Here is a 14365-nt window from a genome sequence, read left to right as displayed (position 1 = left end):
GCTTGCGCCGTCGCCGCAAGCCCGCTAGCATGCATTCCGCATACATATATGGAGCTTCGCATGCTGCTGCGCTCGGACGGCCACGCGCCCACCCTTCACCCGGAAGCCCAGGTCGCCGCCAGCGCGGTGATCTCGGGCGACGTGCACATCGGCGCCGGCTGCCGCATCGGCCATGGCGCGGTGATCGTCGCCGAGGGCGGCCCGGTGCGCATCGGCGAACACTGCGTGGTGATGGAGACCGCGGTGATCCGCGGCGTGCCGGGCCAGCAGACGGTGATCGGCCGCCACGTGCTGGTCGGCCCGCGCGCCTACCTGGTCGGCTGCACGATCGAGGACGACTGCTTCCTCGCCACCGGTGCCACCGTGTTCAACGGCGCGCGCATCGGCACGGCCAGCGAGGTGCGCATCAACGCGCTGGTGCACCTGCGCACGGTGCTGCCGCCCCACAGCATGGTGCCGATCGGCTGGGTGGCGGTGGGCGACCCCGCGATCATCCGGCCCACCAGCGCGCATGACGAGATCTGGGCGGTGCAGAAGACGCTGGACTTTCCGCGCACCGTGTTCAATGCCGAACGCCCGGCCCCCGGCGCCTCGATGATGCCCAGCGTGATGCCGCGCTACGCCGCCGCGCTGCGCCGCCGGCATGCCCACGATGCGCCGGCCGACGGCGCCCAGCCGTGACGCGCGGCGGCCGCAGCACCGGGCGCCGTGACGCAACGGCCGCGCCCGCCGCGCCCTCGGCGCTGGACGCCAACCGCCTGGGCGCGCTGTGGGCCACGCTGGACCATGCGCTGGGCCAGGCGATGGCCGATCAGTCCGCCTCGTCCAGCGCCATCCTGCTGTGGCTGCAGCACTGGGCGCCGGTCGGCGTGGTCGAACTCGGCCGCGTGGTCGGCCTGTCGCAGCCGGCCTGCACCCGCGCCCTCGACAAGCTGGTCGAGCAAGGCCTGGTCGCGCGCGAGACCGTCAGCGGCAAGCAGGTGCAGCTGACACTGACGCGCAGCGGCCTGGCCCAGGCCCGGCAGTTGCAGAAGCGCCGGCTGCAGGCCTGCGGCGAACTGCTGGCGGCGCTGTCGCCCACCGAGCAGGCGCAGTTCGCGCGCCTGGCCGACAAGCTGCTGCAGGCACCGGTCGAGGACCGCGCGTATGCGCGCCACGTCTGCCGCTTCTGCGACCACGCCGTCTGCGACGGCCCCGATTGCCCGATCGGCTGCCAGGCCAGCGCCATCGAGCGCGCTGCGGCGGGCCATCAGGAAGGCTAACGCGCCATCGACGCGTGCCGGCGGTAGCGCGCCGGGCTTTCGCCGACCTGGCGCTGGAACAGGCGCGAGAAGGTGGCCACGTCTTCGTAGCCGACCTCGGCCACCACCTGGGCCAGGCTCTTGCGGCTGGTTTCCAGCAGGCGCCGTGCCTGCCGCACGCGCGCCTGCTGCAGCCAGGCCAGCGGCGTGCTGCCGGTTTCCTGCCGGTAGCGCCGCAGCAGGGTGCGGGTGCTGGTGTGGAAGGCCGCGGCCAGCGCGGCCAGCTCGTAGCGCTGCGCCAGCCGCGCACCCAGCCAGCGCTGCACCTGCGCCGAGAACGGTGCGGCCTGCTCGGGCGGCAGCAGGACCTCGTCGACGAAGGGCCGCTGGCTCGCGCGGCGGCCGCCCACCAGCGCCAGCCGCGCCGCGGCGCGGGCGATGCGCGGGCCGTAGTGCTGCTCGGCCAGGCGCAGGCCCAGGTCGAACACGCTGCTGACCGCACCGGTGCTGGTCAGCGTGCCGTCGCTGCACAGCAGCGCGCCGCGCTCCAGCGTCACGCCGGGGTAGCGCTGCGCGAACTCGCGCTCGAACACCCAGGCGGTGGCCGCGCGCCGGCCCTGCAGCAGCCCGGCCTCGGCCAGCAGGAAGCTGCCGATGCAGATCGACGCCAGCGGCACGCCGGCCGCGTGGCGGCGCCGGATCAGCGCCAGCTCGGCCTGCAGCGGCGCGAGCTTGTCGTCCCACTGGCCGAAGCGGCCGACCTCCAGCCCCGGCACCACCAGCAGGTCGGGCCGGCCGCGCAGCGCCGGCAGCTGCAGCACGCCGCCACCGGCCAGCGCCACCGCGCCGGCGCGTGCCGCGACGAGGCGTGTGCGCAGCGGCACGTGCCGCCCGGGCGCCAGCGCCGCCGCCACATGCCCCGCCACCAGCAGGAAGTCCGACAGCCCGAACAGTTCGGTGCCCATGCAGCCCGGGTAGGCCAGGATCGCGATGTCCTGCACGCGTCTTCTCCTTGTTGGCGAGATCCACCGTAATTTAGTCGATCGCGCCACTGGGCGCGCAGGGCCCGTCCCGCCACCATGCGCGGCACGCCATCCCTGGCGACACGAAAGGACCCTGCATGCGTTTGACCATCCTGCTGCGCGACGGCTTCACCGCGCTGGACATCGTCGGCGGCTACGAGGTGCTGGCCAACGTGCCCGGCATCGAGTGCGAGTTCGCCGCCGCCGACACCGGCCTGGTGTGGGCCGACACGCGCCGGCTGGCCCTGCCCGCCTGGCGCCGCTTCGACGAGCTCGAATCCACCGACATCCTCTACCTGCCCGGCGGCCCCGGCGTCGAGAACGGCCTGGCCGACGAAGCCTTGATGGCGACGATTCGCCGCCTGCATGCCGGCAGCACCTGGACCGTGGGCATCTGCAATGGCGTGGAATGGCTGGGCCGCGCCGGCGTGATCGAGGGCCGCGAGGTCACCACCAACTGGGCCGCACGCGACAAGGTGGCGGCCTATGGCGCCAAGGTGAACACGCGCCGCTTCCACCGCGACGGCAAGCTGATCACCGGCGCCGGCGTCTCGGCCAGCATCGACGCCGGGTTGTTCCTGGCCGGCCTGATCGGCGGCGAGGCGATGGCCCGCACGCTGCAGCTGGGCATCGAGTACTACCCCGATCCGCCCTTCGGCAACGGCACGCCCGATGGCGCACCGGCTGCGGCGCAGGCGATGGTGCGCGCGTTCGAGCACGACGGCACGCGGCGCATCGGCGCGCTGCAGGTCCCCGCCGCAGCGCGCGCCGCGCTGCGCCTCTGACGCTTCCCCTTCCCCCTCCAGCGGAGATCCCCACCATGCAACTTTTCTTCTCCCCCCTCGCCTGCTCGCTGGCCAGCCGCGTGCTGATCCGCGAAGCCCACCTGCCGATCGACTGCGTACCGGTCTCGCTGCCCAGGCGCCGCAGCGCCGACGGCCAGGACTTCCTCGCGATCAATCCACTGGGCCAGGTGCCGGCGCTGCGCTTCGACGACGGCCGCGTGCTGACCGAGAACATCGCGATCCTGCAGCAGTTGGCCGACCTGGCGCCGCAGGCCGGCTACCTGCCGCCGCGCGACACGCCCGAAGGCCAGGCCGCGCTGCAATGGCTGAGCTTCACCGCCACCGAGGTGCACAAGCTGTGCCTGTACCCGGTCTTCCAGCGCGAGGCGCCCGACGCGGTGAAGGCCTGGTGCCGCGGGCTGCTGCCGCAGCGCCTGGCGCACGCGGCCACCCGGCTGGCTGCGACGCCGTGGCTGGCGGGCGATGCCTTCGGCGTCGCCGATGCGTACTTCGGCTGGGCGCTGATGCTGGCCCAGCAGGCCGGCGTGGACCTGGCCACGCAGCCGGCCCTGCAGCGCTACTGGCAGGCGCTGCTGGCGCGGCCGGCCTTCGCGGCGACGCTGGGCGAGGAGCAGGCGCTGTACCGCCAACAGGCCGCCGCCGCGGCGAGCCGCTGAGCAGGGCCTACACGCGTTCGTCGCGCACGCCGCCCGCCATGGTCGGCTGCAGCGCCATCCAGGCCTCGTAGCCACCGGTCAGCACGCGCACCCGCTCGACGCCCAGCCCGCGCAGCAGGCGCGCGCCCCGGATGGCCGACACGTCGCGCGGGCAGCTGCAGTACAGGACCACCTCATCCTCGCGCAGCCGGCCGGCCAGCGCGGCCAGGCCGTCCAGGCCGACCGCCAGCGCGCCGGCCACCGGCGCGGCCGCCTGGCGCGCCAGCGGGCCCCGCACGTCGATCAGCGTCGGCGCCCGGTCCGACGCCAGCAGGGCCAGCAGTTCGTCGGCAGCGATGCGGCCGATGCCCGCGGCGTCCGCCGCCGCGCGGCGGCGCAGCCACCGCACCAGCAGCACCAGGGTGACCACGCCCGCGAGGCCCAGCGCGGCCTTGGCGCCGGCATCGGCCAGGGCCGCCAGCACCGCACCGATCTGGCTGCTGAACGCCGCGCCGAGGCCGAGGTAGGCGGCCGTCCACAGCGCCGCACCGCAGCTGTCCCAGGCCAGGAAACGGCGCCACGACATGCCCAGCGCGCCGGCCATCGGCGGCGCGATCACCGAGACCCCGGGCACGAACTTCCCGGCCACCAGCGTGAGCCCGCCCCAGCGCGTGAACAGCCCCTCGCCCTGCCGCACGCAGGAGTCCGGCGACACCGAGATGCGGCACAGCAGCTGCATCACGCGGTAGCCGAAGCGCCGGCCGGCGGCCATCCACACCGCATCGCCCAGCAGGCTCGCGACGACCGACAGCAGCGCCGCGGCGGGCAGCGAGAGCTGGCCGCGCGCGCCCAGTGCGCCGGCCACCACCAGCATCGCGGCCGCGGGGATCGGCGGACCCAGGCGCTCGACCAGCACCGCCGCGAAGACGATGAGCACGCCATGCGTGCCGAGCAGTTGCGAGAGCGCGTCCATGTCGGCGCCATTGTGAAGGGCCGCCGCATTCCGCGCATACTGCGGTGATGAACGACAAGGTGGCAGTGGTGGTGGGGGGCGGCAGCGGCATGGGCGCGGCCGCCGCGCGTCGGCTGGCCGGCGATGGCTTTCGCATCGCGGTGCTGTCCTCGTCCGGCAAGGGCGAGGCGCTGGCGACCGCGCTCGGCGGCATCGGCGTCACCGGCTCGAACCAGTCGACCGACGACCTGGCGCGGCTGGTGGACCAGGTGCTCGACCGCTGGGGCCGCATCGACGTGCTGGTCAACAGTGCCGGCCACGGCCCCAAGGGCCCGGTGCTCGAGTTGAGCGACGCGCAGTGGCACGAAGGCCTCGAGGTCTACCTGCTCAACGTGATCCGCGCCGCGCGCCTGGTGGCACCGGCCATGGTGCGGCAGAACGGCGGCACGATCGTCAACATCTCGTCGGCCTGGGCGCAGGAGCCCAGCGCGCTGTTCCCGACCTCGGCCGTGTTCCGCTCCGGGCTGGCGGCCTTCACCAAGCTGTTCGCCGACCAGTACGCGGCCCACCAGGTGCGCATGAACAACGTGCTGCCCGGCTGGGTCGACAGCCTGCCGGCCAAGGAAGAGCGCCGGCTGGCCGTGCCGATGCAGCGTTATGCCACGGCCGACGAGATCGCCGCCACCATCGCCTTCCTGGCCTCGGACGCTGCCGCGTACATCACGGGGCAGAGCATCCGGGTGGATGGCGGGCTGATGCGCTCGCTGTAGGCTGGGCGACAGGAGGGCTCTTCGATGCGCCGCAAGACCCGCATGTTCATGGTGGCGTGCCTGCTGGGCGCCTCGCTGGTCGCGATGGCCGCCGCCGCGCCGCTCGACCTGCACGACTACTGGGACCAGCGCTGCAGCGCCTGCCACGGTCATGCCGGCGCGTTCGCGCGGCGCTGGCTGGCGGTCGAGCAAGGGCACCTGGTAGGGCAGCATCACCGCGACAACCTGGCCGAATTCCTGCGCCACCACTACCTGGCCGACGATCTCGTCGAACCGGTGATGCAGATGCTGGCTGCCCAGGCAGCGCAGGCGCCGACCTTCCAGGACCGCTGCGCCGGGTGCCACAAGACGGCGGCCGAGTTCGCGCGCCAGTCGCTCGACCTGCGCAACGGGGTGCTCTACGGTCGCCACAGCGGCAAGCCCGTGCGCGACTACCTGGCCACGCACGGCGGCCTCGCACCCGCCCAGATCCCACCGATGGTCGACACGCTGACACGCGTGCGGCGCGAGGTGGCGCCCGGCCCCTGAGCCGATGGCCCGATGCCGGCGCCGCCGGCATCACTGCGGGGGATGCGCCTTTGGCCGGCCCGCACTACGCTGGCAGCCTTGCCACCGCCCGGGAGCATTGCCCATGGCCACCCCACCGCCCTTCCCCGGCCGCCTGATCCAGCGCGGCGAAGCCGACCGCACCGTCGTCACGCTGATCCAGCAGGCGCTGGCCGCACGCGGCTACGGGCCGTTCACGCCCGGCGTGTTCGATGCCGCGATGGTGTCGGTCGTCAAGCTGTTCCAGTCGCAGAACGTCGATGGCGACGGCCATGCGCTGCAGATCGACGGCGTGGTCGGCCTCTACACCTGGGGCGCGCTGTACCCGCAGCCCGCGCCGGCGCCGCAGAGCGCACCGTCGACCCTGATGCTGCATGCGCTGGCCGTGGCCGGCACGCAGGAAGGGCAGCGCGAAGACCCGCTGGGCAGCAACCGCGGTCCGATGGTCGACGAGTACCTGCGCGCGGTGAACATCGACCCCACGGTCGGCGGGCCGGACCAGCGCAACTGGTGCGCGGCCTTCGTCTACTGGGCCTTCCGCACCGCCGCGCAATCGCTGGCCACGCCGAACCCGCTGCCGCGCACCGCGGGCTGCCTGGACCACTGGAACAAGGCGCGCACCATCGCCGGCGCGCAGCGCATCACCGCGGCGCAGGCCTATGCCAACCCGGCGCTGGTGAAGCCGGGGCAGGTGTTCATCCTCGACCTCGGCGGCGGCGCGGGGCACACCGGCCTGGTCGAGCGCCTGCTTGGCGGCGGGCGGCTGGCCACGATCGAGGGCAACACCAGCGCCGAGGGCTCGCGCACCGGCGTCGGCGTGTTCCGGCTGCAGCGGCGCAAGCTGTCCGACGCCAGCCTCAAGGGCCTGATCGACTACAGCGGCGTGGCGGGCTGACGCGGCACCGGCGTGCCGCGACGGGCGCCTGAAGAAGCTGCAACCGGCCCTTACAGGCACGGCAGGTGCGTACGCTAAGCTCGCGCGCTCCTGCCCTTGCCTTCACCCATTCGCTTGACACCGCTCCGCCGTCTGTTGCCGGCCCTGGCCGGGCTGTTGCTGTGTGCCCTGCCCGCGCTGGCGGCCACGCCGGCGGGCTGCGACCTGCACTGGCAGCTGGCGCTGCCCGCCGACCGCAGCCAGCCGATCGCGGTGACGCTCACTTTCGATGCTGGCAACCGCAGCCGCACCGAGCTGCAGCTGCCCGACGGCGGCGACGTGGGCGTGCTGGCCGAGCCCGGCGCGCCGGCGCTCGACCCCGTGCCCGGCCGCCCGCTGGCGCGCAGCGTGGCGCACAAGCCGGGTGAGCGCATCACGCTGCGCTTCATGGTGGCGCCGATGCCCGGTGCCTGGCTGCGCCTGGGGACGGACAGCCTGATGCTGGCCGCCCGCGCGCTGCTGCCCTGGCCCACCGAACCCGGCCGCTGGCAGATGTGCCTGGGGCTCGACGGCCTGCCCGGCGGTGCCGCGCTGCTGAGCAACCAAGGCCAACAGTTGCAGGGCGACGAACCCCTGCTGCGGCTGCAAGGCCCGGCCAGCCTGGCGCGTGAATGGGTGCTGGCCGCCGGCGCGCTGCTGCTGGCCGAGCGGCAGGTGGAAGGCCAGACCTTGCGCGTGGTGGTGGCCGCCGACATGCCGGCCCAGGGCTTCGACCCCGACGCGCTGACCGACGCGGCCGCGCGCCAGCTGGCGCTGCTGCGCCGCCAGTGGGGCGACGGACCGGCTCCGGCGCAATGGCTGCTGCTGCTGCCGGCCCCGGCCTCGGCCGCCGCCGACACATTGCCGCGCGGCCTGGCGCTACACCAGGCCGTGCTGCTGCAGGCGCCGGCCGCGGCCACGCCGGCCAGCGGCGCGCTGGACGGCGTGCTGCTCGAAACGCTGCAGCAGGCCTGGCTGCGCGAGCGCTTCGGTCCGGTGGCTTTCGAGCCGCGGGCCGACGAGGCCCCCACCGCCTGGTTCAGCCGCGGCTTCGCGAGCTTCTTCGCGCAGCGCCTGCGCAGTGCCAGCGGGCAATGGCGGCTGCAGGACCAGGCCGCCGCCCTGAACGCGCTGCTGCCGGGCGGCAGCGCCGCCGGACAGCCGGCCCCTTGGCTGGCCATGCGCTGGCACACCGCGCTGCGGGCGCAAGGCCAGCCCGGCCTGGACCCGCTGATGAAGCGCCTGATGCTGCCGGCGGGCCAGTCGCAGGTGACCGGCCCCTTGAGCGCCCCGCTGGCCACGCACCGCCTGCAGGCCGCGCTGCGCAATGTCCTGGCCGAAGCGCCGAGCACCGACCTGCAGCAGCTGGCCGGGCGGGGTCCGGCCGTGGCGCTGACGCCGGAAGTGCTCGGTCCCTGCTTCGGCTTCGATGCCGCGGCGCGGCAGGTGGTGGCGCGCGGCGAAGGCGAACCGGATGCCGACTGCCGCGGCTGGCTGGAAGCGCTGAGCCCGCCGGCCGGTGTCGCCGCGCGATCGGGCGGCAGCAAGGCCGCAGCGGCCAAGTCTGCCAAGGCGGCGAGGTCAGCCAAGACCGGCAAGACCGCCAAGGCCGCCAAGTCAGGCGGCAAGTCGACCAAGAAAACCGCCACCACGCACAAGGCCAGGCACTGAGCGCGGCGCGACGGCCGCGCGGCGACTACTGCACCCAGCGCAGGTCGGTCACGACGATCGGGCCCTGGCGCCCGACCACCAGCGTGTGCTCGTATTGCGCGGTGATGCCGCCGGCCGGGCCCACCAGCGTCCAGCCGTCGCCGCCATCGACCGCGGCGCGCGCCTTGGTCGACAGGAAGGGCTCGATCGTGAACACCTGGCCTTCGTGCATGCGGCGACCGTCGCGCGGCTCGTGGTAGCCGGTGATCTCGGTCGGCTCTTCGTGCAGCGCGCTGCCCACGCCGTGGCTGCACAGGTTGCGCACGATGCGCAGCCCGCTGCGCCGCGCCACGCCCTCGATGGCCTGGCCAATGCGGTTGAGCCGCGCGCCGGCCTTCACCTCGCGCAGCGCCGCGTCCAGCGCGGCGCGGGTGGCATGGCGCACGCGGCGCTTGGCCACGTCGTCCGGCGGCACCACGGTGCTGGCGCCGGTGTCGGCGAAGAAGCCGTCGACCCGCGCCGACACGTCGATGTTGACCATGTCGCCGCGCCGCAGCACCCGCGCGCCCGGGATGCCATGGGCGATCTCCTCGTTCACGCTGATGCAGGTGGCGCCGGGAAAGCCGTAGGCCAGGCGCGGCGCGGGTTCGGCGCCGGCCTCGGCCAGCCAGCGCTCGCCCAGTGCGTCGAGCTCGGCCGTGGTCATGCCGGGCTCGATGGCCGCGGCCATGCGGCGCAGCACCTCGGCCACCGTGCGACCGGCGCGCTGCAGGCCTTCGAGTTCTTCTTGCGTGTGGATCGTCATGGCAGGCTCTTCAATTGACCGACGGCATCATCCCATGCGGTGGCGCGCTTCAGCTGGCCCCACAGGTCGATCAGCACCGGCGTGCCCGCATGCACCGCGTTCGCGGCCGCGCCGCGCACATAGCCCAGCCCGATGCAGCGGCCGGCCTTCAGGCTCCAGCCGGTGGACGACAGTTCGCCGACCGTCTCGCCCTCGATGACGATGGCCTCGCCGCCCCACACCCACGCCGCCGGGTCATCGAGCACGAAGCTCAGCAGCTTCTTGGCCTTGGGCGCCGCGGCGCGTGCCAGCAGCGCCTCGCGGCCGATGAAACCGGGCTTGTCGCGCTGCACCCCCGCCCACAGCCCGGCCTCGTGCGGTGACTCGTCCGGCCCCAGCTCGGCGCCCCAGGCGCGGCGGCCGGCCTCGATGCGCAGCGCATCCAGCGCGTAGTAGCCGGCATCGACCAGGCCCAGGTCGACACCGGCCGCGCACAATGCGTGATAGACATGGCGCGCCACCTCCACCGGCACGTACAGCTCGTAGCCCGGCCCGCCGACGTAGCTCATGCGCGCGGCGCGCACGCGTGCCAGGCCAAGATCGATCTCGCGCGTGTGCGAGAACGGGATCGCCAGCTCGTCGGGCGACAGGCGCTGCAGCAGCGCCTTCGCGTTCGGCCCCATCAGCGACAGCACGCACCACTGCGCGCTGACGTCGTTGAGCACCACGAACTCGTCGGCGCGGATCTGGCGCCGGATCCAGTCGGCGTCGCGCAGCGGCTGCGCCGAGCCGGTGACCAGCAGGAATTCGTCGGCGCCCAGCCGCATCACGGTGCAATCGCTCTCGAAGCCGCCGCGCGCGTTCAGCACCGCGGTGTAGACCATGCGGCCCAGGGCCACGTCGATCTCGTTGGCGCACACGCGCTGCAGCAGCGCCAGCGCATCGCGGCCCTGCAACAGCAGCTTGCCGAAGGAGGTCTGGTCGTACAGCGCCACCGCCTCGCGCGTGGCGCGCATCTCGGCCTGCACCCAGGGCAGCCAGCCGGGGGTGCCCAGGCCGTGCGGCGGCGTGGCCGCGTCTTGTGGGCGGAAGTAGTTGGCCCGCTCCCAGCCGTTCTTGCTGCCGAACTCGGCGCCGCGCGCGGCCAGCGTGTCGTACAGCGGCGAGGTGCGCAGCGGCCGCGCGGTGGCCAGCTCCTGCCGCGGCCAGCGCATCGCGTAGTGCAGGCCCAGCGTCTCCACCGTGCGCTCGGCCAGCAGCCGGCGGTTGGCCATGAAGGGGCCGAAGCGGCGGATGTCGACGTCCCACAAATCCATCGGCGCCGCGCCGCCGACGATCCATTCGGCGATCAGCTTGCCGGCGCCGCCGGAGTTGGCAATGCCGGCCGAATTGAAGCCGCAGCAGACGTAGCAGTGCTGCAGCCCCGGCGCCTCGCCGAGGATGAAGTTGCCGTCGGGCGTGAAGCTCTCGGGCCCGTTCAGCAGCATCTTGATCTCGGCCGTCTCCAGGCACGGCGTGCGGTGGATGGCGTTGGTCATCAGCGGCTCGAACTGGTCCCAGTCCTCGTCGAGCAGCTGGAACTGGAAAGTGCTGGGAATCGGGTCCATGCGCCAGGGCTTGGCCACTGGCTCGAAGCCGCCCATCACCAGGCCGCCGACCTCTTCCTTGTAGTAGATGAAGCCGTCGGGGTCGCGCATCACCGGCAGCATCGGGTGCACGCCCTCGATCCTGCCGGTGACCACGTAGAAATGCTCGGCCGAATACAGCGGCACGTTGACGCCGGCCAGCCGCCCGAACTGGCGCGCCCACTGGCCGGCACAGTTGACGAGGATCTCGCAGCCGATGTCCTGCTCCTGCGCCGCCGCGCCCGACCCGCGCCGCACGCGCACGCCGCGCACACGTGCGCCGCTGCCCGCGCGCTCGGTGTGCACCCCGACCACCTCGATGTCTTCCAGCAGCCGGGCACCGCGGTTGCGCGCGCCCTTGGCCAGCGACATCGTCAGGTCCGCCGGGTTGGCCTTGCCGTCGCCGGGAATCCAGATCGCGCCCTGCAGGTCGTCGGTGCGCATCACCGGGAACAGGCGGCCGGCCTCGTTCGGCGTGATCACCTGCACCTCGACGCCGAAGCTGCGCGCCAGAGCGGCCTGCTTGTGCAGCACCTGCATGCGCTCGGGCGTGCGCGCCACATTCACGCTGCCGCACTGCTTCCAGCCGGTGGCCAGGCCGGTCTCGGCCTCGAGCCCGGCGTACAGCGAGATGCCGTACTGGCTCATGCGCGTCATCGTGCGGTTGGGCCGCATCTGGCCCACCAGCCCGGCCGCATGCCAGGTGGTGCCGCTGGTCAGCTTGCCCTGCTCCAGCAGCAGCACGTCGGTGAAGCCCAGCTGCGTCAGGTGGTAGGCGGTGGAGCAGCCGGCAATGCCGCCGCCGACGATGATCACGCGGGCATGGGTGGGGAGCGTCGTCATCGGCGCAGCGTAGCGGCAGGGCGCCGAAGTGCCAAGCGCGTCACGACCCATCGTCAAACCAAAGTCATGCGCCCCCCAGGCTTAGGGAACACGGCTGGCGTGCGGATTCCTAGAGTCGCTGCATCCCATCCGAGAGGTCTTGCAGCCATGAAATACCTGAAGACGCTGCTGGCACTGGCCAGCCTGTTCGCCGGCCTGCACATGCCGGCACACGCCGGCCCCACGCTGCTGGTCAACGGCAGTTTCGAAGCCGATCCGGTGCTGGCCATGGGCACCTGGAATGTCTTCACCAACCTCAGCGGCTGGCAGGGCGACCCGAGCGCGTTCTCCGGCATCGAGCTGCGGCGGCAGAACGCCGGCACCGCGGAGGACGGCGACTACTTCGTCGAACTGGACACCTGGCACAACAGCTGGATGCAGCAGCAGGTGGCCACCACCTCGGGCCAGCACTACACGCTGAGCTGGTGGTATTCGCCGCGCGCCGGCGTGGCCGCGGCATCGAACCCGGTCGAGGTGTACTGGAACGGCCTGCTGGTGGCCGGCAACGGCGGCAGCGGCATCGGCTTCAACGACCACCAGTGGCAGCTGTTCACTGTGGACGTGGTGGGCAGCGGCGCGCTCGACACGCTGAAGTTCATGGCCGCCGGCACCTCCGACGGCTATGGCGGCTCGCTCGACAACATCGCGCTGCAGGCGGTGCCCGAGCCGCAGAGCCTGGCGCTGGTGCTGGCGGCGCTGACACTGTTGGGCACCACGGCGCTGCGCCACCGCGGCAAGCGCTGACGCACAATGCGGGGATCCCTCGCTGCCACGCCCTTTGCCGCCCATGAATGCCGCCCTGCTGGTGATCGATGTCCAGGCCGCCCTGTTCGACAGCAACCCGCCGCCCGACGATGGCGCGGCGGTGGTCGAGCGCATCAACGCGTTGGCCGAGCGGGCCCGTGCGGCCCGCGTGCCGGTGATCTACATCCAGCACGAGCGCGAAGGCACGCCGCTGGCCCACGGCAGCCCCGGCTGGTCACTGGCCCCTGGCCTGCAGCCCGCCGAGGCCGATGCCCGCGTGCGCAAGAGCACGCCCGATTCGTTCCTGAACACCCGGCTCGAGCCGCTGCTGCAGGAGCTGGACATCCGGCACCTGGTGATCTGCGGCTATGCCAGCGAGTTCTGCGTCGACACCACGACGCGCCGCGCGCTGGGCCTGGGCTACACGGTCACGCTGGCGGCCGACGCGCACACCACGCACGACAAGCCGCATGCCAGCGGCGCGCAGATCCGCGCGCACGAGAACGCCACCCTGCCCGACCTCACCAGCTTCGGCCCGCCGGCGCGCGCCGTGCCGGCCGCTCAGATCGCGTTCTAGCACGGCGCCCCGCCGCGCATGGCCAGCAGCGACGCGATCTCGCCGCGCGCCGAGTATGCGCGCCGCATGCAGCGCGTGCTCGACCACATCGACACCCACCTGGCCGACGCGCTGGAGCTGAAGTCGCTGGCCGGCCTGGCGCATTTCTCGCCGTTCCACTTCCACCGCGTGTTCGCCGGCTGGATGGGCGAGACGGTGGGCGACTACCTGCGCCGCCGCCGGCTCGAACGCGCGGCATGGCTGCTGCGCCACCGGCCCGCGGCGCCGGTGCTGAACGTGGCGCTGGAGGTCGGCTTCGGCTCGGGCGAGGCCTTCACCCGCGCGTTCAAGCTGCGCTACGGCGCGGCACCCAGCACCTGGCGCCAGCGCCGCAATCCCGATCAGGCGCAGCGCAATCCGGATCAGGCCTGGCGCAGCGCACCCCGGCAGCATGTCGGCATCGACCCAACCCTGAAGGATGCCCCGATGCTGAACGTTGAACTGCACCAACTGCCGCCGGTGCGCGTGGCCGCGCTGCGCCGTGTCGGACCCTATGGCTCGCCGATCGGCGAGTTCTGGGCGCAGCGCTTCATCCCCTGGGCCCAGGCGCAGCAGCTGCCGATCGGCACGCGCTACGGCTTGTCCTACGACGACCCGATCGACACGCCGCCCAGCCAGTGCCGCTACGACGCGGCGATGGAGGTGGCGGCCGACTACCAGCCGCAGGACGGCGCGCACCTGCTCGAGCTGCCGGGCGGGCTGTACGCGGTGGCGCATTTCCACGGCGCGTCGGCCGACATCGAGCGTGCCTGGCCCTGGCTGTTCCGCGAATGGCTGCCCGGCAGCGGCTACCAGATCGACGACCGGCCCTGCTTCGAGCGCCAGGGCTGCAACGACATCGGCGGCGGCCCCGGCCTGCCGTTCAGCTGCGACATCTGCATCCCGGTGCGGCCGCTGTGAAGCGGGACGTCGCCGTGTCCGGGGCCGTGCTGGCCTCGGGCGCGATCCTGGCCGGCGACAATGCCGAGCCCTGCGTGATCCCCGAAAGCCGCCCCGATGGACATCGCCCCCGAACACCTGGTGACCGACCCCGCGCAGCTTGCCGCGCTGTACGGCCAGCCCGGCGAAGCCTCGATGCTGAAGGAGGTGCCGGTCGTGCACCCGGCCTACCGCCGCTTGATCGAGGCCTCCCCGTTCGCGGCGCTGGCCACCGTCGGGCCCGAGGGCATGGACGTGGGG

The 14365-nt window shown here is 73.1% G+C and carries 15 protein-coding genes and 1 pseudogene; 12 read left to right on the top strand and 4 right to left on the bottom strand.

All coding sequences use genetic code 11. The features are described from left to right. Window positions 1-60 precede the first annotated feature (60 nt). The gene (locus tag ACILR4_RS21210; protein WP_395702869.1) at window positions 61-681 is read left to right on the top strand and encodes a gamma carbonic anhydrase family protein; all 621 of its coding nucleotides are present in this window, start codon (window positions 61-63) and stop codon (window positions 679-681) included. After that, window positions 678-1262: a MarR family winged helix-turn-helix transcriptional regulator gene (locus ACILR4_RS21205; protein ID WP_395702868.1), complete on the top strand. Its 585-nt coding sequence runs from the start codon at window positions 678-680 to the stop codon at window positions 1260-1262. Before ACILR4_RS21210 ends, ACILR4_RS21205 begins: the two co-directional genes overlap by 4 nt. Here the strand turns inward: ACILR4_RS21205 and ACILR4_RS21200 are convergent. After that, window positions 1259-2242: a GlxA family transcriptional regulator gene (locus ACILR4_RS21200; protein ID WP_395702867.1), complete on the bottom strand. Its 984-nt coding sequence runs from the start codon at window positions 2240-2242 to the stop codon at window positions 1259-1261. The two genes, ACILR4_RS21205 and ACILR4_RS21200, sit on opposite strands and share 4 nt — an antisense overlap. Window positions 2243-2361: 119 nt before the next feature. On the opposite strand from ACILR4_RS21200, the gene ACILR4_RS21195 reads away from it, so the two are divergent. Together ACILR4_RS21195 and ACILR4_RS21190 are read left to right on the top strand one after the other, a co-directional pair. Beyond that, window positions 2362-3048 carry a DJ-1/PfpI family protein gene (locus ACILR4_RS21195; RefSeq protein ID WP_395702866.1) on the top strand — a complete coding sequence of 229 codons (687 nt, stop codon included), beginning with the start codon at window positions 2362-2364 and terminating at the stop codon, window positions 3046-3048. Between the two features lie 35 nt (window positions 3049-3083). Continuing rightward, window positions 3084-3725 (top strand): glutathione S-transferase N-terminal domain-containing protein, encoded by a 642-nt coding sequence (locus ACILR4_RS21190; protein ID WP_395702865.1) that lies wholly within the window; start codon window positions 3084-3086, stop codon window positions 3723-3725. Between the two features lie 7 nt (window positions 3726-3732). Here ACILR4_RS21190 and ACILR4_RS21185 read toward each other — a convergent pair whose 3' ends face one another. Continuing rightward, window positions 3733-4677 carry a VTT domain-containing protein gene (locus tag ACILR4_RS21185; protein ID WP_395702864.1) on the bottom strand — a complete coding sequence of 315 codons (945 nt, stop codon included), beginning with the start codon at window positions 4675-4677 and terminating at the stop codon, window positions 3733-3735. Between the two features lie 44 nt (window positions 4678-4721). On the opposite strand from ACILR4_RS21185, the gene ACILR4_RS21180 reads away from it, so the two are divergent. The 4 genes from ACILR4_RS21180 (at window position 4722) to ACILR4_RS21165 (ending at window position 8556) form a co-directional block, all read left to right on the top strand. After that, entirely contained in the window at window positions 4722-5426 is a 705-nt protein-coding gene (locus ACILR4_RS21180; protein WP_395702863.1) for an SDR family oxidoreductase, read from the top strand. Between the two features lie 24 nt (window positions 5427-5450). Next, complete coding sequence (locus tag ACILR4_RS21175) at window positions 5451-5954, top strand: hypothetical protein (protein ID WP_395702862.1); 504 nt, start codon at window positions 5451-5453, stop codon at window positions 5952-5954. A gap of 103 nt (window positions 5955-6057) precedes the next feature. Beyond that, window positions 6058-6867: a peptidoglycan-binding protein gene (locus ACILR4_RS21170; protein WP_395702861.1), complete on the top strand. Its 810-nt coding sequence runs from the start codon at window positions 6058-6060 to the stop codon at window positions 6865-6867. Window positions 6868-7002: 135 nt separating this feature from the next. Then, window positions 7003-8556, top strand: coding sequence for a hypothetical protein (locus tag ACILR4_RS21165; RefSeq protein ID WP_395702860.1), 1554 nt, complete (start codon window positions 7003-7005; stop codon window positions 8554-8556). 25 nt (window positions 8557-8581) lie between these two features. On the opposite strand, the gene map is transcribed toward ACILR4_RS21165, so the two are convergent. After that, window positions 8582-9340, bottom strand: a complete 759-nt coding sequence (gene map, locus ACILR4_RS21160) for a type I methionyl aminopeptidase (RefSeq protein ID WP_395702859.1) — start codon at window positions 9338-9340, stop codon at window positions 8582-8584. Next, window positions 9337-11787, bottom strand: coding sequence for an FAD-dependent oxidoreductase (locus ACILR4_RS21155; protein ID WP_395702858.1), 2451 nt, complete (start codon window positions 11785-11787; stop codon window positions 9337-9339). The genes map and ACILR4_RS21155 overlap by 4 nt, the downstream gene beginning before the upstream one ends. Before the next feature lie 147 nt (window positions 11788-11934). Between ACILR4_RS21155 and ACILR4_RS21150 the strand changes: the two genes are divergently transcribed. The 4 genes and pseudogenes from ACILR4_RS21150 to ACILR4_RS21135 form a co-directional block, all read left to right on the top strand. Next, window positions 11935-12570 carry a PEP-CTERM sorting domain-containing protein gene (locus ACILR4_RS21150; RefSeq protein WP_395702857.1) on the top strand — a complete coding sequence of 212 codons (636 nt, stop codon included), beginning with the start codon at window positions 11935-11937 and terminating at the stop codon, window positions 12568-12570. A gap of 43 nt (window positions 12571-12613) precedes the next feature. After that, window positions 12614-13147: a cysteine hydrolase family protein gene (locus ACILR4_RS21145; RefSeq protein ID WP_395702856.1), complete on the top strand. Its 534-nt coding sequence runs from the start codon at window positions 12614-12616 to the stop codon at window positions 13145-13147. 18 nt (window positions 13148-13165) lie between these two features. After that, window positions 13166-14086 (top strand): GyrI-like domain-containing protein, encoded by a 921-nt coding sequence (locus tag ACILR4_RS21140; protein WP_395702855.1) that lies wholly within the window; start codon window positions 13166-13168, stop codon window positions 14084-14086. 96 nt (window positions 14087-14182) lie between these two features. Then, window positions 14183-14365 (top strand): annotated as a pseudogene (locus ACILR4_RS21135) (pyridoxamine 5'-phosphate oxidase family protein); the annotation flags it as partial.

The organism is Aquabacterium sp., from assembly GCF_044226965.1.
Taxonomy (GTDB): Bacteria; Pseudomonadota; Gammaproteobacteria; order Burkholderiales; family Burkholderiaceae_C; genus Pseudaquabacterium.
The sequence above is the reverse complement of the archived record's forward strand: the minus strand, read 5'-3'. Positions and strand labels throughout refer to the sequence as shown.

Coding starts and splice junctions, on each gene's coding strand:
- ACILR4_RS21140 (WP_395702855.1), top strand. CDS start 13,166: ATGGCCAGCAGCGACGCGATCTCGCCGCGCGCCGAGTATGCGCGCCGC.
- ACILR4_RS21170 (WP_395702861.1), top strand. CDS start 6,058: ATGGCCACCCCACCGCCCTTCCCCGGCCGCCTGATCCAGCGCGGCGAA.
- ACILR4_RS21195 (WP_395702866.1), top strand. CDS start 2,362: ATGCGTTTGACCATCCTGCTGCGCGACGGCTTCACCGCGCTGGACATC.
- map (WP_395702859.1), bottom strand. CDS start 9,340: ATGACGATCCACACGCAAGAAGAACTCGAAGGCCTGCAGCGCGCCGGT.
- ACILR4_RS21150 (WP_395702857.1), top strand. CDS start 11,935: ATGAAATACCTGAAGACGCTGCTGGCACTGGCCAGCCTGTTCGCCGGC.
- ACILR4_RS21190 (WP_395702865.1), top strand. CDS start 3,084: ATGCAACTTTTCTTCTCCCCCCTCGCCTGCTCGCTGGCCAGCCGCGTG.
- ACILR4_RS21175 (WP_395702862.1), top strand. CDS start 5,451: ATGCGCCGCAAGACCCGCATGTTCATGGTGGCGTGCCTGCTGGGCGCC.
- ACILR4_RS21185 (WP_395702864.1), bottom strand. CDS start 4,677: ATGGACGCGCTCTCGCAACTGCTCGGCACGCATGGCGTGCTCATCGTC.
- ACILR4_RS21155 (WP_395702858.1), bottom strand. CDS start 11,787: ATGACGACGCTCCCCACCCATGCCCGCGTGATCATCGTCGGCGGCGGC.
- ACILR4_RS21145 (WP_395702856.1), top strand. CDS start 12,614: ATGAATGCCGCCCTGCTGGTGATCGATGTCCAGGCCGCCCTGTTCGAC.
- ACILR4_RS21210 (WP_395702869.1), top strand. CDS start 61: ATGCTGCTGCGCTCGGACGGCCACGCGCCCACCCTTCACCCGGAAGCC.